This is a genomic window from Rheinheimera pacifica (assembly GCF_900108485.1).
In the GTDB taxonomy this organism is placed as follows: Bacteria; Pseudomonadota; Gammaproteobacteria; order Enterobacterales; family Alteromonadaceae; genus Alishewanella; species Alishewanella pacifica.
On the sequence record NZ_FNXF01000004.1, the window covers coordinates 311,466 to 335,643 of the forward strand.

The 24,178-nt window shown below is 48.3% G+C and carries 17 protein-coding genes; 11 read left to right on the plus strand and 6 right to left on the minus strand.

What is annotated here, in order from left to right:
• Positions 1-105: 105 nt before the first annotated feature.
• Complete coding sequence (locus BLW68_RS07910) at positions 106-1,365, plus strand: glycosyltransferase family 4 protein (protein WP_177172181.1); 1,260 nt, start codon at positions 106-108, stop codon at positions 1,363-1,365.
• 6 nt (positions 1,366-1,371) lie between these two features.
• Here the strand turns inward: BLW68_RS07910 and BLW68_RS07915 are convergent, their stop codons facing one another.
• Entirely contained in the window at positions 1,372-1,749 is a 378-nt protein-coding gene (locus BLW68_RS07915) for a hypothetical protein (protein WP_092792045.1), read from the minus strand.
• Positions 1,750-1,885: 136 nt separating this feature from the next.
• Here BLW68_RS07915 and BLW68_RS07920 point away from each other — a divergent pair, with 136 nt between their 5' ends.
• Positions 1,886-2,656 carry a Nif3-like dinuclear metal center hexameric protein gene (locus BLW68_RS07920; RefSeq protein ID WP_092792186.1) on the plus strand — a complete coding sequence of 257 codons (771 nt, stop codon included), beginning with the start codon at positions 1,886-1,888 and terminating at the stop codon, positions 2,654-2,656.
• Positions 2,653-3,420: a methyltransferase gene (locus tag BLW68_RS07925; protein ID WP_092792046.1), complete on the plus strand. Its 768-nt coding sequence runs from the start codon at positions 2,653-2,655 to the stop codon at positions 3,418-3,420. Before BLW68_RS07920 ends, BLW68_RS07925 begins: the two co-directional genes overlap by 4 nt.
• Here BLW68_RS07925 and tamB read toward each other — a convergent pair.
• Both tamB and tamA read right to left on the minus strand, forming a co-directional pair.
• A complete protein-coding gene (gene tamB / locus BLW68_RS07930) occupies positions 3,417-7,169 on the minus strand; it encodes an autotransporter assembly complex protein TamB (protein ID WP_092792048.1) in 3,753 nt (1,250 codons plus the stop codon). The genes BLW68_RS07925 and tamB overlap by 4 nt on opposite strands.
• The gene (gene tamA / locus BLW68_RS07935) at positions 7,166-8,890 is read right to left on the minus strand and encodes an autotransporter assembly complex protein TamA (protein WP_092792050.1); all 1,725 of its coding nucleotides are present in this window, start codon (positions 8,888-8,890) and stop codon (positions 7,166-7,168) included. Before tamA ends, tamB begins: the two co-directional genes overlap by 4 nt.
• A gap of 223 nt (positions 8,891-9,113) precedes the next feature.
• On the opposite strand from tamA, the gene BLW68_RS07940 reads away from it, so the two are divergent.
• Complete coding sequence (locus BLW68_RS07940; protein ID WP_092792052.1) at positions 9,114-10,229, plus strand: beta-ketoacyl-ACP synthase III; 1,116 nt, start codon at positions 9,114-9,116, stop codon at positions 10,227-10,229.
• Positions 10,230-10,280: 51 nt separating this feature from the next.
• Here the strand turns inward: BLW68_RS07940 and BLW68_RS07945 are convergent, their stop codons facing one another.
• Positions 10,281-10,589, minus strand: coding sequence for an isoamylase early set domain-containing protein (locus tag BLW68_RS07945; RefSeq protein WP_068230823.1), 309 nt, complete (start codon positions 10,587-10,589; stop codon positions 10,281-10,283).
• A 459-nt stretch (positions 10,590-11,048) separates the two neighbouring features.
• Here BLW68_RS07945 and BLW68_RS07950 point away from each other — a divergent pair, with 459 nt between their 5' ends.
• Together BLW68_RS07950 and BLW68_RS07955 are read left to right on the plus strand one after the other, a co-directional pair.
• Positions 11,049-12,269: an efflux RND transporter periplasmic adaptor subunit gene (locus BLW68_RS07950; RefSeq protein ID WP_092792054.1), complete on the plus strand. Its 1,221-nt coding sequence runs from the start codon at positions 11,049-11,051 to the stop codon at positions 12,267-12,269.
• A gap of 3 nt (positions 12,270-12,272) precedes the next feature.
• Positions 12,273-15,461, plus strand: a complete 3,189-nt coding sequence (locus tag BLW68_RS07955) for an efflux RND transporter permease subunit (protein ID WP_092792056.1) — start codon at positions 12,273-12,275, stop codon at positions 15,459-15,461.
• A gap of 69 nt (positions 15,462-15,530) precedes the next feature.
• Here BLW68_RS07955 and asnB read toward each other — a convergent pair whose 3' ends face one another.
• On the minus strand, positions 15,531-17,195 hold the full coding sequence (asnB, locus tag BLW68_RS07960; RefSeq protein ID WP_092792057.1) for an asparagine synthase B: 1,665 nt from the start codon (positions 17,193-17,195) through the stop codon (positions 15,531-15,533).
• Positions 17,196-17,490: 295 nt separating this feature from the next.
• Here asnB and BLW68_RS07965 point away from each other — a divergent pair, with 295 nt between their 5' ends.
• A complete protein-coding gene (locus BLW68_RS07965; protein WP_092792059.1) occupies positions 17,491-18,318 on the plus strand; it encodes a DUF3025 domain-containing protein in 828 nt (275 codons plus the stop codon).
• Here the strand turns inward: BLW68_RS07965 and BLW68_RS07970 are convergent.
• Positions 18,310-19,809 (minus strand): OmpA family protein, encoded by a 1,500-nt coding sequence (locus BLW68_RS07970; protein WP_092792061.1) that lies wholly within the window; start codon positions 19,807-19,809, stop codon positions 18,310-18,312. The genes BLW68_RS07965 and BLW68_RS07970 overlap by 9 nt on opposite strands.
• Positions 19,810-20,146: 337 nt before the next feature.
• Between BLW68_RS07970 and BLW68_RS07975 the strand changes: the two genes are divergently transcribed.
• From BLW68_RS07975 to BLW68_RS07990, 4 genes are all read left to right on the plus strand, one after another.
• Positions 20,147-20,695 (plus strand): hypothetical protein, encoded by a 549-nt coding sequence (locus tag BLW68_RS07975; RefSeq protein WP_092792063.1) that lies wholly within the window; start codon positions 20,147-20,149, stop codon positions 20,693-20,695.
• 626 nt (positions 20,696-21,321) lie between these two features.
• The gene (locus tag BLW68_RS07980) at positions 21,322-21,948 is read left to right on the plus strand and encodes a helix-turn-helix transcriptional regulator (RefSeq protein WP_092792065.1); all 627 of its coding nucleotides are present in this window, start codon (positions 21,322-21,324) and stop codon (positions 21,946-21,948) included.
• A 184-nt stretch (positions 21,949-22,132) separates the two neighbouring features.
• The gene (locus BLW68_RS07985; RefSeq protein ID WP_092792068.1) at positions 22,133-22,405 is read left to right on the plus strand and encodes a pilus assembly protein; all 273 of its coding nucleotides are present in this window, start codon (positions 22,133-22,135) and stop codon (positions 22,403-22,405) included.
• A gap of 124 nt (positions 22,406-22,529) precedes the next feature.
• Positions 22,530-24,167 (plus strand): pilus assembly protein TadG-related protein, encoded by a 1,638-nt coding sequence (locus BLW68_RS07990; protein ID WP_092792071.1) that lies wholly within the window; start codon positions 22,530-22,532, stop codon positions 24,165-24,167.
• Positions 24,168-24,178 lie beyond the last annotated feature (11 nt).

Below are 24,178 nucleotides of genomic sequence, written 5' to 3' on the forward strand. Positions count from 1 at the left end.
GGTTGCCTGCGCAAAGCATGCTGTATCTTAGCACGACATAGCCCGCTGCCAAGTTGTTACCTGACATCAATTGCCGTTAGAATGGCGGTTTTGTCCGGAGGTGCTATGCCCCTTAGCAAGGTGCCATTATTAATTATAATTGGTTATGTCTGGCCAGAGCCAAACTCATCTGCTGCCGGTTACCGCATGCTGAGTTTAATCCGGCTGTTTTTGGCGCGAGGTTGGCAGGTTCAATTTGCCAGTGCGGCTGAGCCGGGGCAGCATCGTTATCCGCTGGCAGAGCTGGGCGTAACTGAGCACAGTATCAGTTTAAACGACAGTAGCTTTGAGCTGTGGATAAGCCAGCAAGCACCGCAAGCGGTGATGTTTGATCGCTTTATGCTGGAAGAGCAATTTGGCTGGCGGGTAGAGCAGGCCTGCCCGCAGGCATTACGTATTCTGGATATGGAAGATTGCCATGCGCTGCGTGATGCCCGTCAGCACAGTTTTAATGCCGGTAAAGACATGGTCGCAGAGGATTTAAATTCAGAACTGGCGCTGCGTGAAATAGCCGCCATTTACCGCTGTGATATAACCTTGGTCATTTCAGAGTTTGAACTGCAATTATTGCAGCAACATTATAAAGTGCCACCGGCGTTGCTGTGCTACTGCCCGTTTTTGCTTGATGAATTACCGCTAACACCAGTGCCTGATTTTGACAGGCGGCAACACTTTATCGCTATTGGTAATTTCCGCCATGCTCCTAACTGGCACTCTGTATTGTGGTTAAAGCAGGAGATTTGGCCGTTAATCCGCCAACAACTGCCGCAGGCAGAGCTGCATATTTATGGGGCTTATCCGCCGCCCAAAGCCACAGCGCTACATAACCCCAGGCAGGGGTTTTTAATTAAGGGCTGGGCGGCTGATGCCTTAGCGGTGATGCAACAAGCCCGGGTGTGTTTGGCACCACTGGCATTTGGTGCCGGGTTAAAAGGTAAGCTGCTGGACGCTATGCGCTGCGGCACGCCCAATGTAACCACTGCGGTGGGTGCAGAGGGGATGACCCTACAGGGCGATTGGGGCGGTGTTATTGCACAAGATAGCGATACCATCGCTCAGGCAGCGGTAAGTTTGTATCAGCAGCGTGAACTTTGGCAACGGGCGCAAGGTGCTGGCTTTAATATAGTGCAGGAAAAATTTAGTCTGGCTCAACATGAATCACGTATTTGGCAACAGCTTAACGACTTAATGCAGCAGTTAGAACCTCACCGCCAGGCGAATTTTACCGGGCTGATGCTCAGGCATCATAACTATCGCAGTACCAAATTTATGGGGCAGTGGATTGAAGCAAAAACGCGTCTGGCTGCATTAACACAGCCAGACTGACGCTGGTTAACGATAGCCGCGGGGCTGGCGTTGTTTGTCGTCCAACCGTGCAGCCCAGATATCAGCTGCAGACTGGCCATTACCACTTTTAGTCTTGGCTGCTTTTGCAGGCTTGGCGGCAGGTTTTTTAGCTGGTTTGGCTGAAGCTTTGGCCGGGGCAGCTTTTTTCTCTGCTGCCGGTTTGGCTTTAGCTGTACTTTGGGTTGTAGCTTTGTCAGCACTGTAACTGGCACCTAATTCAGCCAGCTCTGCCAGACGGATATTCTTATCTCCATCTACGCTGAACCAGCCGGGTTTTTGTTCCAGTTGTGGCGCTTTACCAAACTTAGCTTTGTAGGCTGCGGTAAATTCAGCAACAACCTGATCTTTGTCCAATTTACTCATACGGATCCTTAACAGACATTATTTAAGCAACTAGCTCGCTATTTATACAACATTTTGCCACTGTTAGACAAATGTGCCTGATTTTTTTACCTGTTGCAGTACAATGCGGCTATTAACAGCAGCGGAAAACCAGCCGATGATAGATCGCGACCAGTTAGTCAGATTTCTGAACAACGAATTACAAAGTGAAAAAATCCGGGATTATTGTCCCAACGGTTTGCAGGTTGAGGGTAAAGCCCGGATTAGCCGTGTGGTAACCGGAGTTACCGCCAGCCAGGCCTTACTTGATGCTGCAGTTGCCATAAATGCCGATGCAATACTGGTGCACCACGGTTATTTCTGGAAAAATGAAACTGCCCAGGTTACCGGGATCAAGAAAAAACGCCTGCAAACCCTGCTGCGCCATGATATTAATTTACTGGCCTATCATTTACCGCTGGATGTGCACCCGCTGCTTGGCAATAACGCACAATTAGGCTTATTACTTAACGCAGAAAATATTACCGCTGTTGCTGCAGCCGAGCCAAACGGCGTATTGATGCAGGGCGAACTGGCGGTGGCGCTGAGTGTTGCTCAAATTGCACAACAACTGGAAAAAACCTTGCAACGTCAGGTGTTGCTGCATGCTGTTGACCCCAGTACCGCCAGTAATATTGTCAGCAAACTGGCCTGGTGCACAGGTGGTGGCCAGAGCTATATCGAGCAGGCTGCCGCTGCCGGCGCCCAGTTGTTTATCAGCGGCGAGGTGTCAGAACAAACTATTCATTTGTCACGTGAGCTGGGCATTCATTTTATTGCCGCCGGCCATCATGCGACAGAGCGTTATGGCGTAAAAGCACTGGGCGAATTTATTGCCCGCCAATTGGGGCTGGAAGTGCAATTTATTGATATTGATAACCCGGCATGAAGCAAAAAACCGATCGTAGCTTTGATGGCATAGCCGCCAAGTTTAGCCGCAATATATACAACAGTACCAAGGGCAAGTTGCGCCAGTTGGTGCTGTTGCGTGATTTAGCTGAACTTGAAGTATTGCAACAGCCTTGTCAGATCCTCGATGTTGGCGCAGGCCAGGGCCAGTTAGCTCTGGCACTGGCTGCGCAGGGCCATAGCGTGCATCTGACCGATATTTCTGCCCAGATGCTGCAGCTGGCACAGCAGCAAGCGAAAGAGCTGGGCCTGACGCAGCTAACATTTAGCCAGATAGGGCTGGCAGAGCTGGCTGCAACGCACCAACGACAATACCGGCTGGTATTGTGTCACGCTATGCTGGAGTGGCTGGCTCAGCCCGAGTTGGCTATTGCCCAGCTGCGCAAGCTGGTGGCACCGGGCGGAGTATTATCTTTGATGTTTTATAACAAAGATGCCAAACGCTTCGGCAATATTTTGTTTGGTAATTTTGATTATGTCGCAGCAGATTTTCAGGTGAAGAAAAAAGTCAGTTTAAACCCGCAGCATCCACTACCACCGCAGGATGTGCTGCGTTGGTGTGAACACGCCGGTTTTCGCTTGTTGGCTAAAACCGGGGTGCGTTGTTTTCATGATTACCTGCAAGATCGCAGCCAGCAACAAAGCCATTTTGAACAGCTGCTGGCACTGGAACTGCAGTACAACCGTACTGAGCCCTATGCCTCGTTGGGACGCTATCAGCATGTATTACTCAGGGCCGATTAATCAAATTCAAATTTGTACAGTAAATCCACGGCATTATCCAGGCTGGTGACAGCTTCCAGATAAAGGCTGCGCATCAGCCGGTAGCGCAGGGTAAACTCGCCGATAGCATTAAAAATGCCGTAACCGTATTTTATCTGCAAATCGCGTGATAAATAACCGCTCACTGTTACCTGAGAGTCATCCCCGGCACCAGCGGTATCCAGTGTCAGGTCACGCACACCAAAGGCCTCGCCTAACTCGCCGACTAAAGCGCCGGTAGACGAAATAGACATGCCGATCAGGCTGGTAGTCAGGGCTGCACCGGTGCTGCCTGAATCACTGCCGATATCGCGGCCCATTAGCAAATACGCCAGTGCATTAGCCTGCGGTTTGGCCGGCTCAGAGAAAATGGTAATGATTGGCTCATCGGCCGGGCCGGTAACACGAATGCCGGCGATAACATTGTCTTCTATGTTGTCAGGGTTACGGATAGCTTCCACATTTAGGAAGGGTTGATCAGATGGGCCATTAAAGCTCATTTTTCCCTGGCGGATCAGTAAATCCTGGCCATAGGCCCGAAAGGTACCATTTTGCAGGTTTACATCGCCGTTCACCGTAGGTTGCTGGTTAGGCTGTTGGCGCACCCTTAAGTTGCCGCTGAGGCGGGTTTCCAGACCAAAGGCCGATAATTGCACTCTTCTGCCAAGCACAACATTAATATCAGTTTGCAGAGCAAAAGCGGTTTTTTCTTCTGCCGGGATTGGTTGCAAATGTTCATCCAGTAACACCAGATCATTTGATAGTCCGACAGCAGTTTGTGGCAGGCTGTCGATGCTGATCCGGGCAGCAGGAATTTGCACTGTGCCTTTAAGTGATGTCAGGCCTGGCTTGGCAGTCAGGGTTAAATCTGGCGCTATTTGCAGCCGCGCCTGAGGAATTTGCAGGCTTAGCTCATCGCCTTTGACTTTAAGTGCGGCTTGCCAGTTATCCAGTTGCGGCCATTGTGCATCGCCATTCAGATTAATTTCGCCTTTGCTGGTTGTCACCAGACCTTCCAGAGTGGCTTGTTGCCCGGCAAACTTCAGTTCTATATTGGCATCGGTAACGTCTAGTGGTGCCTCTCTGCCAGAGAGTTTAAACCCACTTAGCGCCAGGTTGCCGTTAATGGCCGGGTTGGTTAAATCACCATTAAAGCGTAAGTCGCTGTTAAGTATGCCGGCCAGCTCACTGCTTTGCTCCAGCAGTGGTTGTAAAAAGGCCAGGCTGAATTGTTGCAGCAGCAGTCTACCTTCTACATTACGCGAAGAGGATTGTACGTCGGTGATGGTGGCTTCAGTTTGCAAGCTGGCGTTGTTATCCAGTTGCAATTGCAAAGTACTGGTTAAGGTATCTTTGGCCAGGGCAGCTTCCAGCTGCCAGCTTTGCCAGCCCAGTGTTAGCGGTTGTTCGATCTGATATTGCCAGTTGCCACTGGTGCCATTGAGTTTAACCTGCGCTTGCGGCTGTTTGCCTTGTTGCCAGTTGGCACTGACTTGCGCATCAGCACTGCCTTGTACTGCCATTTGTTCGGGCAAAAAGCTATCCAGGGCTGACAGATCAAATTGCTGTAGGGCAAGGTCCAGCTCTATATGTTCTGCACTGAGTTTTAGTGGCTTGATGGCACACAGGTTCGCCTGCTCCTGTTGCCAGCAGTGTGGCTGTACGGTTAAGCGCGCGTTGGCAAAGCGGTAATCCAGAGCGGTGCTGTCAACCAGTTGCCATGGCCCCAGCAGGCTGTCCAACTGTGCTGATACCAGCCTGCCTTGCCAGTATTCGCCCGCTTTTAAGCTGCCCGTCATGGCAATACTGGCATTATGCTCTGGGCTGGCCAGTTCCAGTGTCAGTTGATGGCGTAACTCTGTGCCGTTCAGGGTCAGGTTTAGCTGATCAACATTTTGCTGCTGATATTTGCCGTTAGTGGCCTGTAATGTTAGTGCCGTCGTTAGATTTTGCTCACTGCTTAAGCTCAGATCGGTATCCACTGTTAACTGCTCCAGGCTGGCATCCTGCCACTGCAGATCGCGGGCATTAAGTGTGCCTTTAAGCTGTGGTGTGTCGCGCTTGCCGCTGAGCCTGAAGTCAGCATTGATTTCCCCGTTGGCGCCACTTATGGTTTGCTCCAGTGCAGGTATGGCAACGTTCATTGCCAGTTGCCATTCTTTATCCAGCGAGCCGGTCAGTTGGATCTGGTTTTGCGCATGGCGTAGTGTCAGGCCTGGAGTGTTTATCTGGTAGTCACCTTGCCCTGTCAGGTCTGCCGCGGTGAGGCTGCCTTCAAGCAGCAGTTTATAGTCACGCAGTGTGCCGTTAAGTTCCAGCTGCGGCAGTGCCAGTTGCCAGCCACCTTGTGGTGTCAGGTTGCCGTTGAACTGCATATTGCCATTTAGCTCGCCGCTATAGTCCGGCCAGAACTGGCCGGGCTGAACCCGCGTTAACTGCAGCTTACCCAGCCAGCTTAATTGTTGTTGCCAGCTAAGCTCTGCCTCGGCGCGAAGCTCACCGCCAAGAGTGTTAATGATTAAGCTGTCGAGCGTGACGTCAGTTAAGCTGCTGCGGCCGCTCAGTTGTATATTGGCTTGTGGTATTTGCTTACCGCTTAGTGCGACCTGACTGGAGAAAAGTAACTGCTCCAGATCACCGTTTGCTGTTATTTCCAGTTGGCCCAGTTGGATGTCGGCCTGGCCCGAAAGCGGCCATTGCAGCTGAGCTGCATTTAAGCTGGCCCGCAGCGGCAGTGTGTTGTCCAGCAGGTTAAGCCACAATGATAAGTCAGCCTCAAGCAATTCGCTGGCATAGGCTTGCAGTTGCAAGTCGGCCAGTGAGCCATCCAGGGTAACGCGCAGCCGTTGTCCGGCCAGTTGTGTATCCAGTAGTCGCAGCCGTATATCGGCTTTGAGCGGATAATTGCCGCTTGGCTGCAGTCTGGCCGAGGCATTTAGCGTGGCCATCGGGTGGCTGATATCCAGCTGAGTCAGGTTTATTTGCTCTGGCGACATTTGCAGGCTGAAGGTCAGCTCACTAATAGTCTGCTGCTCCGGCTGCTGCAGTGTAAAATCTGTCAGGCGGAAACGATCAACAAATAAACTCAGTGGTAGCCTGATATCACTTAATACCGGCGCCAGGTAGGCAAAGGGTTCATTGGCTGGCGTATCGGTAGTTGGTGGCAGGGCTAATGTCACTTTATGCCAGCGCGGCTGGTTAAGTTGTACTTTATTGCCCCACAGCTGTGCGCTGGTGCTAAATTGTTGCCAGTTTAATGTAGTACCACTAACGGCCACACTGGCGTTGTTCAATTGTAATTGCTTGATATCAATAGCAAATGGCAGCCATAAACCGCTTGCAGGGGCGGGGGCATCCTGCGGGGGCGGGGTGTCGCTAGCTGCAATCTCAAGTTGCATGCCTTGTAACGTCAGTTGCTCAACACAAAGTGTTAAGCGCAAAAAGCAGCCATTATTAATTTGCAGTGTGCTTTGCTCCAACGTCAGGTGGGTGGAGGTATCCTGCCAGCGCAGATCATATAAGGTGTTACCGCCCAGTACACTGCCTTCGCTGCGCTCAACACTAAAACCGCTAACAAAATGCTGCGCCAGCCACAGGTTAAAACGTAAACCGGCTGGGGTGTAAAGCAGAGTGAAAAGTAATAGGGTTAATACGGCACACGGGATTAACAGTGTCCAGTTCAGCCATTTTAAGCTGCGTTTTAGCCAACGCTTGGTGGTTTGCCAACTCATAATTCAGGCCCTAATGCAAAATGCAGCTGGAAGCCTCTGCCCGGGTCGTCCAGGCCCCAGGCAAAATCAATGCGAACAGGGCCCACCGGCGAAGCCCAGCGCACCCCCATACCCACGCCTTGCACCCAGTCGGGGCTATCGTCCCAGGCACTGCCGTAATCAGTGAATGCTGCCAGCCACCAGTTGCCTTTAACCCGGTATTGGTATTCCAGTGCGCTGGTTACCATATAGCGGCCGCCGGTCAGCTCATTGTCACTGTTGCGTGGCGATACAGTCTCATAGCCATAACCCCGGATGCTGTTATCACCACCAGCAAAAAAACGCAGTGATGGTGGCAGTTGTGACAAGCTTTCCATCAAGATAGCGCCGGCATCAACGCGGGTTACAAAACGATGGTTATTACCAGCACTGCCTATCCAGCCGGCACGGCCGCGCAAACGGAAAAAGCTGGCATCGGAGCCCCAGCTCTCATCTGACACTTCAACACCAAACAATAAGCGGTTGGCGGAAGAGGGCATTGAACCGCCCGACTGCTTGGTACGGCTGTAGCTTAAACCGGGCATAATCAGGCTGATAGTATCGTTTTGATCGGCCTGCACAAAGTCTTCATATAACCAGCGTACAGAGGCGATACGGTACCAGTCGCTGCGTAGCAACCAGTGGCGCTCCAACACCAGGTTTGACTCGCGGCTTTTGGTGTCCTGATTATCACGATTACGAAAACCAAGCTGCACCTGATAAAAATCAGTAGCAACATTGGCCAGCGGTAATTTGTATGCTGCTTCTACGCTTTGTTCTATTTCAGATAATGCCAGCTTACTGCTCAGGCTATGGCCGGCAGAGTTTAACCAGGGCTTATTCCAGTTTAGTTTCAGCCTGGTTTTCACATCAGTGGAATAACCAATACCGGTTTCGATAATATTGCGCCGCTCTGGCTCCAGCGCCACGTTAATTGGCAGGGTAAAATCCTGCATCTCCGATGTATCAGCCTCTACCAGTATTGAAGAAAACCAGCCGGTAGCCGCCAGCGCCTGGTTAAACTCACCCAGCTCACTGGCCAGATAGTATTCATTTTCGGCAAAAGGCACTAAAGATTGCAACCTCGGTTCGTCTATCTGGTTGCCACTAAAGCTTACTGCACCAAATTTGTAGCGCTTACCGGCATTAAAATGGACATGCACAAAGGCTTGTTTTAACTCTGGAGCTACTTCAAGCCGCGCCAGTTCAAAATCAGCGTCAAAATAGCCTTTACGCATAGCCAGGCTTTTTAACGCACTTTTAAAACCATCATAAGCACCATGGTGCAGTATCTGGCCTTGTTTAGGTGCCTGTGCTGCGAGCAGGGCTTTAAAATCGGCATCTGTGGTGGCGTCGCCAGACAGTTCAATATCACTTTTCGCAATACGTACCGGCTCACCGGTTTTCACATTAACTTGCAGTAGCCTGGGTTGGGCGGCGTTGTGGGTAACGGTAACCTGGTTGTCGTAATAGCCCAGAGCTTGCATAGCGGTATGCACTTCCTGCTCCACCGTGGCCTGAAAACGCACGCCGGGCATATTGTCGGCGTCGCTGTATTTTTGCAGGTAAATAGCCACATTGTCGTATAAAGGGCCGCTTAAGCCGTTAATTTTAAATTGATATGATGACTCCGCGTAAGCGATCGAATTAATGCCTAGCGTGGCTGCCAGCACTGCAGTGATCAGTAAGCCTGGGTTTTGCATCCGCCTTGAGAAATCCCGTATTAAAATAAGCAAAATAATGAAAGATATGTGAATACTGGCGCTATTATGGCTTACAGTCCTTGCTAATGTACACCGCGCAGCATAAATCGTGACTGAATAAGCCGGTAATATAACGCCAGGGTACAACTGAGAGTGTAACTTCAGTTATACTGACGGCACTTTTAAAACGGTAGTAAAACCGTTATCAGACAAGGTTAGTACTATGAAAAATGTTGTTATCAGTGGCTCTGGTTTATTTACGCCAGAGCAGGTTATTACTAACGAAGAACTCGTCGCCAGTTATAACCAGTATGTTGATCAATTTAATGCTGAGCAGTCTGTTGCTATCGCCAACGGCGACGTTGCCGCGCTGGAGCATTCCAGTTGTGAATTTATTGAAAAAGCCTCTGGCATTAAAGCGCGCCATGTGTTGTACAAAGACGGCATTTTAGATCCCGCCGTTATGCAGCCGGTGTTCGCCCGGCGCAGCGAAGATCAATTGCCGGAAATGGTAGAAATGGCCGTTGTCGCCGCCCGTGAGGCCATGGCGCAGGCGAATAAAACTGCCGCTGATATTGATCTGATCATTTGCGCCGCCTCGAATATGCAGCGCTCTTATCCGGCATTATCAATTGAGTTACAGCAACAACTGGGCGCCGCCGGTTATGCTTTTGACATGAATGTAGCTTGTTCTTCCGCTACTTTTGCTATCAGCAATGCGGTAAATGCTATTCGCGGTGGAACGGCCAAAGTGGTGCTGGTGGTTAACCCGGAATTTGCCTCGCCGCAGGTAAATTACCGTAGCCGCGACAGCCATTTTATTTTTGGTGACGTTTGCACCGCCACCATTATTGAAGCTGAAGAAAGTTGCAGCAGTGACAATGCCTGGCGTATTAATGGCATGCGGCTTAAAACCGAATTTTCTAATAATATCCGTTGCGATGTCGGCTATACCGAACATTGTTTGCCACCAGACCCGCTGGCGCCGTTTTTTAAACAACAAGGGCGCAAAGTATTTAAAGAGCTGCTACCGATAGTAGCGGATGTGATACTGGCAGAAATGGCCGCACAGCAGGTAGCGCCAGAGCAGTTAAAGCGTTTATGGCTGCATCAGGCCAATATTAATATGAATATCTTTGCCGCAAAGAAAATTCTTGGCCGTGATCCCTTGCCAGAGGAAGCGCCGCTGGTGCTGGATACCTATGCCAATACGGCGTCAGCCGGTTCAGTTATTGCGTTTCACAAGAACAAACAAGGTTTGCAACAGGGTGATCATGCTATTTTGTGCTCGTTTGGTGCAGGTTATTCAGTAGGCTGTTTGCTATTACAAAAGTGCTGAGCGTTAAAATAACACAGGCCGCTTTGCGGCCTGATGTCATCCCAAAATATATTACAGCCTGACCACCGAATTATTGTCGTAAGACACCGGCGAAGGCTGATAGCAGTCTGCGGCTTCATCATTTAGCCAGGTGCCACCATTAACCAGGTAGCGGAACTGATATTCCTTGTTTTTCTCCAGATTGACGGTTGCAGTAAAATCACCACTTTTACTTTTTTTCATCGGTAGCGCTGCCGGATCCCAGTCATTAAATTCTCCCAGCAGTGCTACTTGTTCTGCCGAAATACCGCGATGGGCCGGTAACGTAAAAGTAACTTTGCACAGTGGTTTGGTTTTTAAATATTGCTTACTGATGCTCATAGATTGCCCTCAAATTGTGACGGATTATGCTTAACTAAAACTGTTGTAGCCGGCCAATGTTATTCAGTGTTGCCAGCCTTATGGTTAATTAATGATCAGAACAGCTATAGCACCAACATAGAAAATTTTTCGCGCTACGGCAAATAACCATTTTGCAGGTTGATATAACTATTTTTTTACTTTTGGCTGTACAACAATAAAGAACTGCAGTTGTAACAAGATATTACACTGCGGACATGGCTATTTGCACAAACCGGCAACGCCGGCGTGGCTAAAATAGTGGCCGCACCGCAACAAATAAGGCTTTGCCATGCGATCCCGCGTGGCCTGGTTACAGAATCATTTCTGTAGAGTAGTCTGCCATTGCGGTTACTGATACAAAGCGTAACATTCGCAAGGTTACTTTATTGTGCTGGCGTTTTAGTATGGCGTCAGTAAAACAGCATCGTGGGAAACAACATGGCAGCAAAAATTATAAAAATCATTGTTCCGGTGGCCGTTATCGTAATGGCGGTCGTTGCGGCAATAGGTCTGGCAAGTATGCGAAAACCTCCTGAGAAAAAAGAGGAGCAACGCCCGGGCATACTGGTTAATGCGCAGCAGATTGCCTCGCAAGACCTGATTTACCGTATTCAGTCGCAAGGTACAGTGCGGCCAAAACTGGAAACCAATTTAAGTTCGGAAGTGAATGGCCGTATTGTTGAAGTGGCGGAAAACTTCGTTGAAGGTGGTTTTTTTAATAAAGGCGATTTACTGGTACGGGTAGAACAAGCTGACTATCTAACCAACGTTAAGGCGGCAGAGGCCAGTTTAGCCAATGCCCAGTCGGCACTGGAAGAAGAAAAAGCCCGCGGCCGTGTTGCCGAAGAAGAATGGCGCTCTTTTACCGCCGGTAAAGCTCCGGAGTTGGGTTTGCGCCGGCCGCAACTGGCGGGAGCGCTGGCAACAGTGCGTTCAGCAGAAGCTGAACTGGAACGTGCTAACCGCGACTTAGCCCGTACAGAAATCCGTGCGCCTTACTCTGGTATGGTGAAAAGCCGCGATGCTAACCTGGGGCAGTTTATCAGCCGTGGTACCAGTGTTGGTATGATTTACGGCACTGACATCGCTGAAATCAGGTTACCACTGACCGATAACGATTTAGCCTTTTTACAGATCCCTGATTTTACGCAAAACAGCAATCAGCCTGAAGTCGTGCTGACCGCGGCGGTTGCCGGCCAGATTATGCAATGGCCGGCCCGGTTGGTACGCACCGAAGGTGTGCTGGATGAACGCAGCCGGGTAATTTATGCCGTTGCTGAAGTTACCGATCCTTATCAGCGTATTAGCCGCAAGCAGTCACCGTTGCGTTTTGGCCGTTTTGTGCAGGCACAAATTTTAGGAGATGCCACCGAGCAAGTAGTGGTGATCCCGCGGCATTTACTGCTGGCACAACAGCAGGTACTGGTAGTCGACAAAGATAGCCAACTGCAATTTCGCCCGGTGATCGTTGAGCGCTCTGACGAGCACTCGGCTTATATCCGTTCTGGTTTTATTGACGGTGATCGTCTGGCGACCTCGGCTATTGCTAACCCGCTGGCCGGCACTGTAGTGCGTGTTGCTTCTGATGTAAACGAACAAGTAGCAGAAAGCGCCGTTAAGCCTGAAACCGCAGTTCTGGCCAGCCAGGGCAAGGAGTAAGGCATGGATACCAACAAGGGTTTAATATCCTGGTTTGCCCGTAACAGCGTGGCGGCTAACTTACTGATGGCGATTATTCTGGTTGCCGGTATCGCCTCCGTTTTTACTATAAAAAAACAGATGTTTCCTGAAATATTACTGGAGCAGGTTAATATCCGCGTGCCTTATCTGGGGGCGGCACCTCAGGAAGTAGAAAGTGGTGTTATTGATAAAATTGAAGAGAGCCTGCGTGGTGTTAACGGTATTAAGCGCATTCGCTCAACTGCAGTTGAAGGCCTGGCAACAGTGCGGGCTGAAATTGCCAATAACTACAACGTGCAGGAGGTTATGGATGAAATTAAAACCCAGGTTTCGGCCATTTCATCCTTGCCGGAGCAAACCGAAAAGCCGGTAGTGTACCGGGTGCGGTTTGAAAGCGATGTTATGTGGTTGTCGTTGTATGGCGATGCCACTGAACGTACGTTAAAAGAGTTGTCTAAAGATATCCGCGATGAGCTGCGTAAATTGCCGGGCGTTAGTAAAGTGGAAGTGGTTGGCGCCCGCGACTATGAAGTGTCTGTTGAGTTGTCTGAGTTAAAGTTAAAAGAATACGGGCTGACCTTTGATCAGGTTGTCAGTGCTATTCGCGGCAGCTCTGTTGATTTACCCGGTGGGTCGATTAAGTCTGACAGCGGCAATATCCTGCTGCGTACCAAAGGCCAGGCCTACTTTTCACAAGATTTTGAAGACATAGTGCTGCTAACCTTTGCTGATGGCACGCGCTTAGCGTTAAAAGATATTGCCACTATCAACGATGGTTTTATTGAACGGGAAGATTTATCAACCTTCGATGGTAAAAATTCGGTGTCTATCCGGGTTGCCGCAGTGGGGGATGACAACACACTGAAAATTGCCGATCAGGTAAAAGCTTACGTTGAGCGCAAACAAAAACAATTACCGTCGTCCGTTTCTATCGCGCATTGGGGCGATTCCAGTTACTACCTGCAAGGCCGGCTCGATTTAATGAGCAACAACCTGGTGATGGGTGCTTTTTTGGTATTGCTGGCACTGACACTGTTTCTGGAGTTCCGTATTGCATTCTGGGTAATGGTGGGTATTCCGGTGTGTTTCCTCGGTGCTATGGCGATGCTACCGCTACCGATGTTTAATGTGTCGATCAATATGATCAGTTTGTTCGGTTTTATTCTCGTGCTGGGGATAGTAGTCGACGACGCGATTATTATTGGCGAAAGTGCCTACAGCGAAATTGAAAAGCGCGGTAAATCGGTAGATTCGGTCATTGCCGGGGCGAAAAAAGTGGCCATGCCAGCTACATTTGGCGTGTTAACCACCATAGCGGCATTTGCCCCTATGTTAATGGTAGGTGGTGCACAGGCACCAATTTGGGGCTCTATCGCCTGGGTCGTGGTGCTTTGCCTGATTTTCTCGCTGGTAGAGTCCAAGTTAATTTTGCCATCGCATATTGTCAATATGGATACCAAGCCGTGGGATCCGCAGCGCAGAGGCATTTTTTACAGCTGTGGTCGCGCTTGCAGCAATGCGCTAAAAGCCGTGCGGATGAAAGTGATGTCCGGCCTGAACCACTTTATCCAAAAATGGTATCAGCCGTTTGTTGAGCGCTGCATTCATTACCGTTATGTCACTATGGCCGCTTTTATGGCTATGTTGATCCTGATGTTTGGTGTGCTCGGCGGGGGTTTTGTGCGCTGGGTGTTTTTCCCCGATATCCCCAGTGACTTTATCAATGCCAATTTAACCATGCAGGAAGGTTCGTCTAATCAGGCAACAGTAAATGCGCTGCGCGAAGCTGAAGCCGCACTGGTACGGGCCAACGACAAGTTATATGCAGAATACAACGACAGTATTATCAAGCACCGCTTAGTATTTTTAAACAGTGACACTGCCGGCCAGTTGGTGGTTGAACTGGAAAAAAGCGAAGGCCGTGAAATTGATGGTTTTGAAATTGCTAACCGCTGGCGTGCCGAAATGCCGGATATTCCCGGTGTGAAAGCCTTTAAGATTAATGCTTCAACTGCTGGCGGCGGCGGGGCTGACATTGCCTTGCAGCTTCGTGGCACCAATCTGGACAACCTGAAACTGGCCACCGAAGAGCTAAAAGGCCGGTTAGCCGAGTATGCCGGTGTTTATGATATTGAAGATAATTTACTCGGCGGCAATGACGAAATTGTACTGCAGTTAAAACCTGAAGCACATTTACTCGGTTTAACCCTGTCAGATGTGGCCCGTCAGGTACGTTATGGCTTTTACGGTGCTGAAGCGCAGCGGGTACAGCGCGATGGCGAAGAAGTAAAAGTGATGGTGCGTTACCCACGTACTGAACGCAGCTCTGTCGGCAGCCTGGAAAATATGCGCATTCGTACGGCTGATGGCGGCGAAATTCCGTTTAATCAGGTGGCCAGCTATACCATGCAGCCCAGTTTCAGCGCCATAAACCGGGTAAATGGTGAGCGTGCCGTTACTATTACTGCCGCGGCCGATAAATCGACCATTGAACCTGGCAAAGTCGTAGGCGAAATGCGCCGTACGGTAATCGCAGAAGTGACGGCTAAATATGAAGGTGTAACCGGTGAGCTTGACGGGGCCAGCCAGGATGAAATGGACGCTCAGGTTGACCTGATGAAAGCCGGGGTGTTTGCGCTGTTCTGTATTTATGCCTTAATGGCTATTCCGCTGAAATCGTACAGCCAGCCGCTGATTATTATGAGCGTGATCCCGTTTGGTTTGGTCGGTGCAGTGATCGGCCATATGGTGCTTGGCCTGAGCATGAGCATTATGTCTATCTTTGGCCTGGTGGCGCTGGCCGGTGTGGTAGTAAATGACTCGCTGGTAATGGTCGACTTTGTTAACCGGGCGCGTGAGGAGGGGTTATCTATCCGTCAGGCGGTGTCCCAAGCCGGTGCGCAGCGGTTTCGGGCAATATTGCTCACCTCGCTTACCACCTTTGTCGGTCTGGCACCGATAGTACTGGAGAGAAGCTTACAGGCAAAAATTGTTGTGCCAATGGCGGTGTCGCTGGCGTTTGGTATTTTATTTGCCACCATTATTACTCTGATATTAATACCGGCGCTGTATGTAATACTGGAAGACGTGAAAAACCTGTTCCGCAGCAAAGAACGTAAAATTGATACCCGTGTAGCGCCACAGGCACAACAGGAACAGTTTCAGAAATAGTGTTCCGCACATAACCTGACGCATAAAAAAGGCCACGCAATTGCGTGGCCTTGTTGTTTTGCTTACAGCTTAATAAGCTTGGGTATGTACATCGCGTACGGCGCGGCCGGAAGGATCGGTCATTTGCGCCATTTTTGCATCCCAGGCCAGCGCTTCCGGTGTAGAGCAAGCAACAGATTTACCACCCGGTACGCAGGCAATAGCGCCGGCATGCGGGAAGTGCTCTTCAAAGATCACCCGGTAGTAATAGGCTTCTTTGCTGTCTGGTGTGTTCACCGGGAAGCGGAAGCTGGCAGTGGCCATTTGCTGATCGGACACTTCTTTTTCGGCATGGGCTTTTAAGCTGTCAATCCAGCTGTAGCCGACACCGTCAGAGAACTGTTCTTTCTGGCGCCATAAAATTTCATTTGGCAGCAGGCCATCAAACGCTTGGCGCAGGATGTGTTTTTCCATTTTACCGCCACCACACATTTTTTGTTGTGGGTTTAAGCGCATGGCGACATCCATAAAGTCTTTGTCGAGAAACGGTACCCGGGCTTCTATACCCCAGGCCGACATCGCTTTGTTGGCGCGGTTGCAGTCAAACATATGCAACCGGTCCAGTTTACGTAAGGTTTCTTCATGAAACTCTTTCGCATTGGGCGCTTTATGGAAGTACAAATAGCCGCCGAACAGCTCATCTGAGCCTTCACCCGACAATACCATTTTAATGCCGGTGGCTTTAATTTTACGTGCCATCAGATACATTGGCGTTGAGGCACGAATGGTTGTTACATCATAGGTTTCAAGGAAATACACCACGTCACGCAGTGCGTCTAAACCTTCCTGCACGGTAAAGTGCACAGTATGGTGCACGGTACCGATAGCATCTGCCACTTTTTGCGCGGCAATTAAGTCTGGTGAGCCAGCCAGGCCAACAGCAAAAGAGTGTAAGCGTGGCCACCAGGCTTCAGATTCGTCGTTATCTTCAACCCGGCGCTTGGCAAATTGCTGGGCAATGGCTGAAATAAGCGAGGAGTCCAGCCCGCCGGATAGCAATACGCCATAGGGCACGTCAGACATTAAGTGGCTTTTTACGCTGTGTTCCAGCGCAGCTTTTAGCTCAGTTAAACTGGCCGGGTTATCTTTTACGGCATCATAGCTTTGCCAGTCACGCTGATAATACTTGCGCAGTTCGCCAACTTTACTGTCGAAGTAATGGCCCGGCGGGAACTCTTTAATTTGCTTACATACCGGCACCAGAGCTTTTAGCTCTGAGGCGACAAACAGCTGGCCGTGCTCGTCGTAGCCATAGTACAGCGGAATAATACCAATATGGTCACGCGCAATCAGGTAACGGTTTTGCTCGGCATCATACAAAATAAAGGCAAACATGCCTTGCAACTGATCAATAAAATCAGCGCCGTGCTCCAGGTATAACGGTAATATTACTTCACAGTCTGACTTGGTTTTGAATGGATAAGGGCTTGCCAGCTCTTTTTCGAGCTGCTTATGATTGTAGATCTCACCATTCACTGCCAGAATGTGATTTCGATTATCATTAATCAGGGGCTGGGCGCCATTTTCAGTATCTACAATCGCCAGGCGCTCGTGCACTAAAATGGCATTGTCGTTATTCCACACGCCAGACCAGTCTGGCCCGCGGTGACGTAATAACTTGGATAACTGCAGCGCCTGCTGGCGCAAGGCTTTAACATCAGTTTTGATGTCAAGCACCCCGAATATCGAACACATGATAACCTCTATTAATTAATTTTGTGTAAACACATTTTGTACCCTATAGATTTCAACTTACACGTAGGCGGCAAGACAATTCATCCCTTGAGCTTAGTTAAACTAAGTGATAGGGGGCATTGTCGCAGCCAACACCCGTGTAGGTTGAAAGATGACGGGTGGTTTTGGCAGTATGTACGTCTAAACGCACCCCTTGAATGTGCCATGCCATGCTAAAATTGCAAGCGCTTTTTCGCGCTTTTTATAAGTAATTTATGCTGAGGGTTTTCAGCGACAGCAACAGACAAGACGGCTTATGCAAAAAACTGAAGTAAAAAACCGCTTTACGCCCCCGGCAGACTGGAACACAGCGTTGCTGCTTGGCAACCCGATATTTGCTGATTTATGTCAGCGTTTCCGCTTTGGGCAGTTAACAGATTACCCTGATATTGGCTGGCTTAATCAGTGCTTACCGCAGTCTGGCGTGAGCTTTGTCGATAACGACACGATTAGCGCCGATGGCCGCTACTATGAAGAATATATTTATGCCACTCAGTGCATACCTACCCGCAAGGACAACTGGCACGACTTTTTTGGTGCGCTGATCTGGTGTTTATTCCCAAAAACCAAAGCGCTGTTAAATCAGCTGCATATGGCAGAAATTGCTCAGCACGGTCTGAAACAGCGTAGCAAACTGCGTAATAAACTGACGCTGTTCGATGAATGCGGCCTGGTTATATGCCTTGAACCTGCTGCATTTGAACATGCTGAACTGCTGCGCCAACATCAGTGGCAGCAAAGCTTTGTACAGCAGCGCAGTGACTGGTGGCAGGGCATAAGGCCAATGATTTTCGGCCATGCCATATACGAAATGGCAACGGCGCCTTTTATTGGTTTAACGGCTAAAGCTCTGTTTATTGAAGTGCCGGCCGGCTTTAGCCAGTGGCCTTTAACAGCTGCTTATGCGTACGTTGATGACCAGCTTTGCTCACTGATTGATAATGGTGCATTGCTATGCACTGAGCAATTAACACCATTACCCCTGCTGGGTGTGCCGAAGTGGTGTGCAGCCAACGAACAGCCGCAGTTTTATCTCAACCACGACTATTTTCGTCCCATGCGTAGCACACAGAAGCTACCGTAACACCAGTTCTACCCGACGGTTTATTGCTTTACCCCCGGCGTTGCCATTATGTTGTTGCGGCGACATAGCGCCAACACCTTCGGCCAGCAGCCTGTCGGCTTTAATACCTTGCTTAACCAGCGCTTGTAAAATGCTGTCAGCACGCGCTTTTGATAGCTGTATATTGTGGCTATGGCTACCACTGTTATCAGTGTGGCCCACCACATAAAAGGCTTGTTCGGCGTGTTGGGTCAGGTATGCAGCTATTACCTTTAATGAATCGGCAGACTCAGGTAACAGGGTGGCACTGTCGCTGGCGAAATGTAAACCATGCAATACTACTTTGCCACTGCGGCTCAGTTCGTTCTGCAGGTAGGCGGTATCAATACTTACCCGGTTGGTTTGTATGGTGCTTAGCTCAATAATATCGTGGGCTATATCAACATTGCTATACTCATTGTGTTTCTTTACAGCGACCGACAGATAGATATCCTGCTCATGTACTGTTTTATAAGCCGTAAGCATACGGTAATCGTCTCTGGCGGAGTTGCTGTTAGTTAAGTAACCTTTAAAGCGGTTCCGCTCGGGGCTGCCTTGCCATAATAATGCTAACTGATTGTCGCCGCAGGCCTGATGTTCGCAACTAAATATCAGCTTAAAGCCTGCATTTTCTAGTGCTTGTTGATAATTACGAAATATCTGTAAAGTAGATTGGTCTTTACTCGCCTCGTAATGCAACAAGGTTGACTTTCCAGCCAGAACTAACTGCGGTACTTGTCTATGTTCATCAGCAATGCCGGTGGCCAGTCGTACTTCAGTGTGCTCGGTTACCTTGCTATGAGTAAGCTTGGCACCACTATAGCGTGAAATAAGCGGGTGATCGCCGCCTTTTGCCTGGTCTGGTCCTAAACTAGTGGCTGCAGGGCTTGGCATGGGCTCAGGAGTGATAGCATCTTCAAACACTTTGACCAGACCCAACTGCAACTGCTGGGGCTCGGTAATAATCTGGCCTAACTCAACGGTGTCGCCGGATGCCTGTTTAATAAACCACTGTAAATAAGTGGGGGCATCGTCAGGCCCTAGTTGCGCCAGAATATAATAATGTTCTTTATCAAAACTGGAAAAGTCGGATAAATTGCCGAAAATACTACTGCTCCAGTGTAATTCATGTATTAATTTTGTTGAAAAGCTGCGGCCGCAGTCTGAACGACACAATAACAGTAACTTGGCATTTAAGCGCTTTACCACATCCAGATAATTTTCCGCAATATGTAAAGCTGAATGCTCGCCTTGAATACGATAAATATGCCCGGTTTGTTTGCCAGTAACTGTGACGCCACTAAAAGCTTTGTCGTTAGTCACCTTATGCTGTGGTATCACCACGTCAGTGTAGTTACTAACAGCATGGTGATAAATACTGGCCCCCGGGTAGTCTGATACCAGCGGATGATCTGACTTGGCTAACAGGGAAAAACTTGTAACAAAAAGCAAGCTTAAAATCAGGTAATGCATAACACCCTCAATGTTAAAAATTTAAGTTAAATGGATTTTAGTTGATATATTAAAGTATTTTTAGTTAATTTATTGATTAGTATTATTTTTAAATGATAACCTTGGTTATCGCCAAGGTAAACCGCTATATGATTCTCTGCCAGCAGTTTTCGGTCCGGTTCGAGCCCGATACAACGTCTGCTGGGGCGCAAAGTGGATCATTCAGTACTGCGCAGGCTGGCTACACGACTCGGTAGTAAGAGGCCGTAGCATACTTTGACCCCGTCAGATGAAAGGGTACTGCCACTTTCAATCACGGCTGGTGTGCTGTAACAGATAATGATATTTGGAGATGTTGATGTTTAAACACGTATTTGCAGTAGCGGTTTGTGCCGTGCTGCTAACCCCCTATGCCACTGCACAATCGCGCTTGCTAATGCCCAAAGAAGAGCAGCCGGAAGATATGCGCTACTACCAGCCTTATAAATGGGATACACCGATAGAGCGCAAAACGATTTATGAAGCTAAAGCTAATGGCCAATACCATATGCTGGAAAAGTTAGCTACTTGCCAAATAGAAGCTGATAATTTAGAACAGTGGCTTACTGCCTTTAAAAAAGGGTCGCAGGAAGTTGGTTACACCGAGTCTGATTTTGACATGCGGGATATGGATGATAATCAGATACACGATCCGGATGACGGTAATCATGTGTCAAAATGGCTGGTAAGGGATTATGCCGAAAAGCACTATGTAGGTTATACCGGCAAAAATTTAGCTAAGTTACAGGACGGGTTTTTTAGCCATTGTCTGGCTAAGCTACCGGTAAAACTGTTTACCAAAGAAGCGCGAGATTTTCTTGAGGCCAAGAATCAGGCCGAAATAGACAGAGAGATGGCCTACCCATGAAAGTACAAACCTCACTTTTACGCCCTTCTTTTCGCAAGTGTATGGCCTCAACACTACCTGCCAGCTTACTAATGCTAAGCGCTTGTGGTGGCACACATTGGTCCGAAAGGTATCGGAATAACCCTATTAGCTTGCAATAATAAACCTTTAAGCGAAGAACAGATGAACTTAGCGCAAGGTAGCAGGCAAAAAAAGGCGGGGTACTTGCAGAGTTTGTGGTAGTCCCCGGCTTTATTATTATGCCACTTATAGTTAATAGCAGCGGATTAATCCTGCCGAAGTTAGCCATGCCACTTATTTAAACTTTCTTTACAGGGATGTTTGCTGATGATAACTCTACGGTGGCAGGGCCAGAGCATGACAGAATACCTCATTATAGTGGCGCTGGTAGCAATAAGCGGTATTACGGCGTTTCGCTATTTTGGTGCTGTACAGCGCAGCTAAGACATGGTTGATTCGTTAGTTAAAGTGTTTTTGTTTATTTTTTGGGTAAATATGTCTTTTATGGTGGTTTGTGTGATTGGTTGTGCGTTATAAAGGGTTTGTTAGGTGGTTAAATTGTGATTTTTTTGCGGGCAGGAATAGGCATCGCAGGTTGATGTAACAGTTAAAATTAAGGATGATAAATGGCAGATGTTTTAATTATTTCTGATACAAATGCTGGCCTGGCTTCAGTGTTTAGCTGTTTAGATTTACTTTCTGTTTCATATTGCCAGATAACTATATCAGGCTTAAGTAGTTATATTCAGCGAGAAACAGAACCTCGATGGTTGTTACTTCGTGCGTCTGGCAATATTGTAGATGATGGCTTAGCTAGCATAGATATAAAGGCGGTAACATCAGAACAACCGCTGATGTTATTGGTAGACTCAGATCCACGTGTAGCAGAGGTCTTTGCTTTAGACCAAGGTTTTATTGGTGTGATGTCGCTTAATATGACGTTAGACCAAATGGTTAAAGCTCTTAGGGTCGCAAATGAAGGGGGGCTTTGGTACTCACGTGCCGCGCTGGAGCAGTTAGTTTACAAGCAACTACAGAAACGAAGAACGCAAAAGCTCTCAGATTCATTGCATAATTTAACAAAAAAGGAAAAGTTAATTGCTAAGCTTTCTTCTGAAGGCTTGGCAAATGTTGAAATTGCCGCCAGCCTACATCTCTCGCCAAATACAGTTAAAACCCATATGCAAAGCATTTTACGAAAAGCAAAAGTTAAAAATCGAACTCAGCTTAGTGCCTTGTTTAACACGGAGTAACTAAATCCCACGTTAAAAATCATAAATTTTCAATCTGTTAGCTAATTTTCATGCTCCATAAGGAGTATTATTTTTATTAATTGAAACTAAATTTAATTTATTTTTAATTAAAATGGAGTATTTTGTTTTTGTGATTTATTAATATAATTATAGGTGAATTTTGTGTTAAAAATGGAGAGTGAGCATGAGAGTTATTAATAAACGCGTTAAAGGTCAGGGTATGACAGAGTACATCATCATAGTGGCACTGATTGCTATAGCTGCTATTGGTGCTTTTACATTATTTGGTAAAACTGCCCGCAATCAAGTCGCCGCTATGGCTTCTGAATTGGGTGGTAAGGAAAGTGCTGCAGCAGTAAAAGTTGCGGCTGATGCGGGTGAGAAAGCTAAAACTGTTGCTGCAACGGATGTGAGTTTAAGTACGTACGACCAAACTGCTACCAAAGGCGGGAATTAAATCTAAACAGCTTGTCCCGGTTAAATAACGTATCAGGGCAGGCTGTTTTTTGTCTACCAGTAAAAAGTTGTCGGCTTTAGGACTGCTGCGCATTATCAATGTGGCGCTTACGGATGAGTAATTTATGTCTTATACCCTTTCAATAGTCTGTTCTGTTAAAAAAATCGGTAAACAGCCCGTTGGGTTAGGTAAGCAGGATGGTTACGCCTCCGTTTTAATACTATTTTTCTTCGCTGCCATTATGCTGGCGGTGTATTCGCTGTATGACAGTGGCTGGGTGGCAACCGAGCGCATTCGTTTGCAAAACACCGCTGATAACACCGTCTACAGTGTTGTTAATACCCAAACCCGTGATCACAATATGATCGCCATTACTAACCGCGCTATGGTGGCCAACCAAGTAGCGATTGGTCAGTATATTGGCCTGGTGTCATGGAGTAGCGCGGTAAACGAATTTGCTCAAAACATTGAAACGCTTGGTGATTTGGCGGAGTTATTCCCCGGTGTGGGTACGGTTATTGCCAGAATAACAGATGTCATTGCCCGGGTAACCGCCACCATGGTTTCAGTACTGGAGCGCGGTAGCGGGTTTATCGCTTTGCAAGAGGGCATTATCACTGCTCTTGGCGGCTTACAGTTGGCGAATCATGGTATGACGTTAGGCTCAGCTCAGGCGGTTTACGAAGATATTTTAACCCGCAACGATCCTGATGTTGATAACTCAGTGATTTTATCTGCGTTTAACGTTAAAGCTTTTTTTGATAACTGGAACACGACCATAGCAAGCTATGACCGCGATAAAGTTAAACAAAGCCGGTTTGGTGGTAATGAAAAAACCACTCAGCGCTTTTTTGAGTTTGGCAACCTGGTAAATGACTCGAGAGACGGCTTTAGTGCACAGCGGTCCTATCGATGGTTTGGTCGGTTTAATTTGGGAATAATGAGTGCCTGGGCAGAAAAAAATGGTGGCTCTGATTTTTTTGCTATGCCACCTGATGGCACCAGACGCAGAAATGCTGTGCACTGGAACTGGACCGCCGCTGATACTATTTCCGCCTGGCAGCGTTGGCGCTATATATTCGGCTCTACAACCACTGAGCTACCCTTGGGCTGGGGTGCTGCTCATGCACTAAATAAGGATATTAGTGGTAACACCTTTGGATATTATTCTGACCGGGCACTGCGAAATTCTATGCAGCATACTCATACAGCCAATAATAACTGGCAGAATGTGAATTATAACAGTAATGGCAATTTGCGGGGTTGGGGCGCAGCCAGCAGCAACAATAATGCTTTCAGGATGTTAAGACTCCCTGCTATAGGTGGGCACCGTTCAGAGTCCTACGAGGAAAATAATATCAAAGATACCACCGGCCTGATCGATTTTCATGATCTTACTTCAGATAAGAAAGTGGATGAGATGCCCGCATTTACGCTATTTATCTCTAAACCCGCCAGTGCATTGCGGCTGCGGCGCAATATTGAAGCTGATGCCACCGATTTTACCCGTAGCAGTACCTTTGATATTGCTGAAACCGGCTCGGTGCCGTCGAACCGTTTATATGCCATGGCCAGTGCCAAAAGTTACTTTGCCCGGCCACAAGAACCGGCTGTGCGCGGCCGCACTGCGCCCTGGCAAATTCAATGGGGCCGACATGACGGCTTGCGCGAATACGCCAACTTATACAACCCATTTTGGCAAACCACTCTTGCACCGTCTGAACAAGCAGCGCTACCAGTGCTTGTAGACAAGGTGTTTTAAAGGATTCATTT

What these genes read in the sequence shown, in the direction of transcription:
- BLW68_RS07910 (WP_177172181.1), top strand. Translation starts at nt 106, where the DNA reads ATGCCCCTTAGCAAGGTGCCATTATTAATTATAATTGGTTATGTCTGG.
- BLW68_RS07915 (WP_092792045.1), bottom strand. Translation starts at nt 1,749, where the DNA reads ATGAGTAAATTGGACAAAGATCAGGTTGTTGCTGAATTTACCGCAGCC.
- BLW68_RS07920 (WP_092792186.1), top strand. Translation starts at nt 1,886, where the DNA reads ATGATAGATCGCGACCAGTTAGTCAGATTTCTGAACAACGAATTACAA.
- BLW68_RS07925 (WP_092792046.1), top strand. Translation starts at nt 2,653, where the DNA reads ATGAAGCAAAAAACCGATCGTAGCTTTGATGGCATAGCCGCCAAGTTT.
- tamB (WP_092792048.1), bottom strand. Translation starts at nt 7,169, where the DNA reads ATGAGTTGGCAAACCACCAAGCGTTGGCTAAAACGCAGCTTAAAATGG.
- tamA (WP_092792050.1), bottom strand. Translation starts at nt 8,890, where the DNA reads ATGCAAAACCCAGGCTTACTGATCACTGCAGTGCTGGCAGCCACGCTA.
- BLW68_RS07940 (WP_092792052.1), top strand. Translation starts at nt 9,114, where the DNA reads ATGAAAAATGTTGTTATCAGTGGCTCTGGTTTATTTACGCCAGAGCAG.
- BLW68_RS07945 (WP_068230823.1), bottom strand. Translation starts at nt 10,589, where the DNA reads ATGAGCATCAGTAAGCAATATTTAAAAACCAAACCACTGTGCAAAGTT.
- BLW68_RS07950 (WP_092792054.1), top strand. Translation starts at nt 11,049, where the DNA reads ATGGCAGCAAAAATTATAAAAATCATTGTTCCGGTGGCCGTTATCGTA.
- BLW68_RS07955 (WP_092792056.1), top strand. Translation starts at nt 12,273, where the DNA reads ATGGATACCAACAAGGGTTTAATATCCTGGTTTGCCCGTAACAGCGTG.
- asnB (WP_092792057.1), bottom strand. Translation starts at nt 17,195, where the DNA reads ATGTGTTCGATATTCGGGGTGCTTGACATCAAAACTGATGTTAAAGCC.
- BLW68_RS07965 (WP_092792059.1), top strand. Translation starts at nt 17,491, where the DNA reads ATGCAAAAAACTGAAGTAAAAAACCGCTTTACGCCCCCGGCAGACTGG.
- BLW68_RS07970 (WP_092792061.1), bottom strand. Translation starts at nt 19,809, where the DNA reads ATGCATTACCTGATTTTAAGCTTGCTTTTTGTTACAAGTTTTTCCCTG.
- BLW68_RS07975 (WP_092792063.1), top strand. Translation starts at nt 20,147, where the DNA reads ATGTTTAAACACGTATTTGCAGTAGCGGTTTGTGCCGTGCTGCTAACC.
- BLW68_RS07980 (WP_092792065.1), top strand. Translation starts at nt 21,322, where the DNA reads ATGGCAGATGTTTTAATTATTTCTGATACAAATGCTGGCCTGGCTTCA.
- BLW68_RS07985 (WP_092792068.1), top strand. Translation starts at nt 22,133, where the DNA reads ATGAGAGTTATTAATAAACGCGTTAAAGGTCAGGGTATGACAGAGTAC.
- BLW68_RS07990 (WP_092792071.1), top strand. Translation starts at nt 22,530, where the DNA reads ATGTCTTATACCCTTTCAATAGTCTGTTCTGTTAAAAAAATCGGTAAA.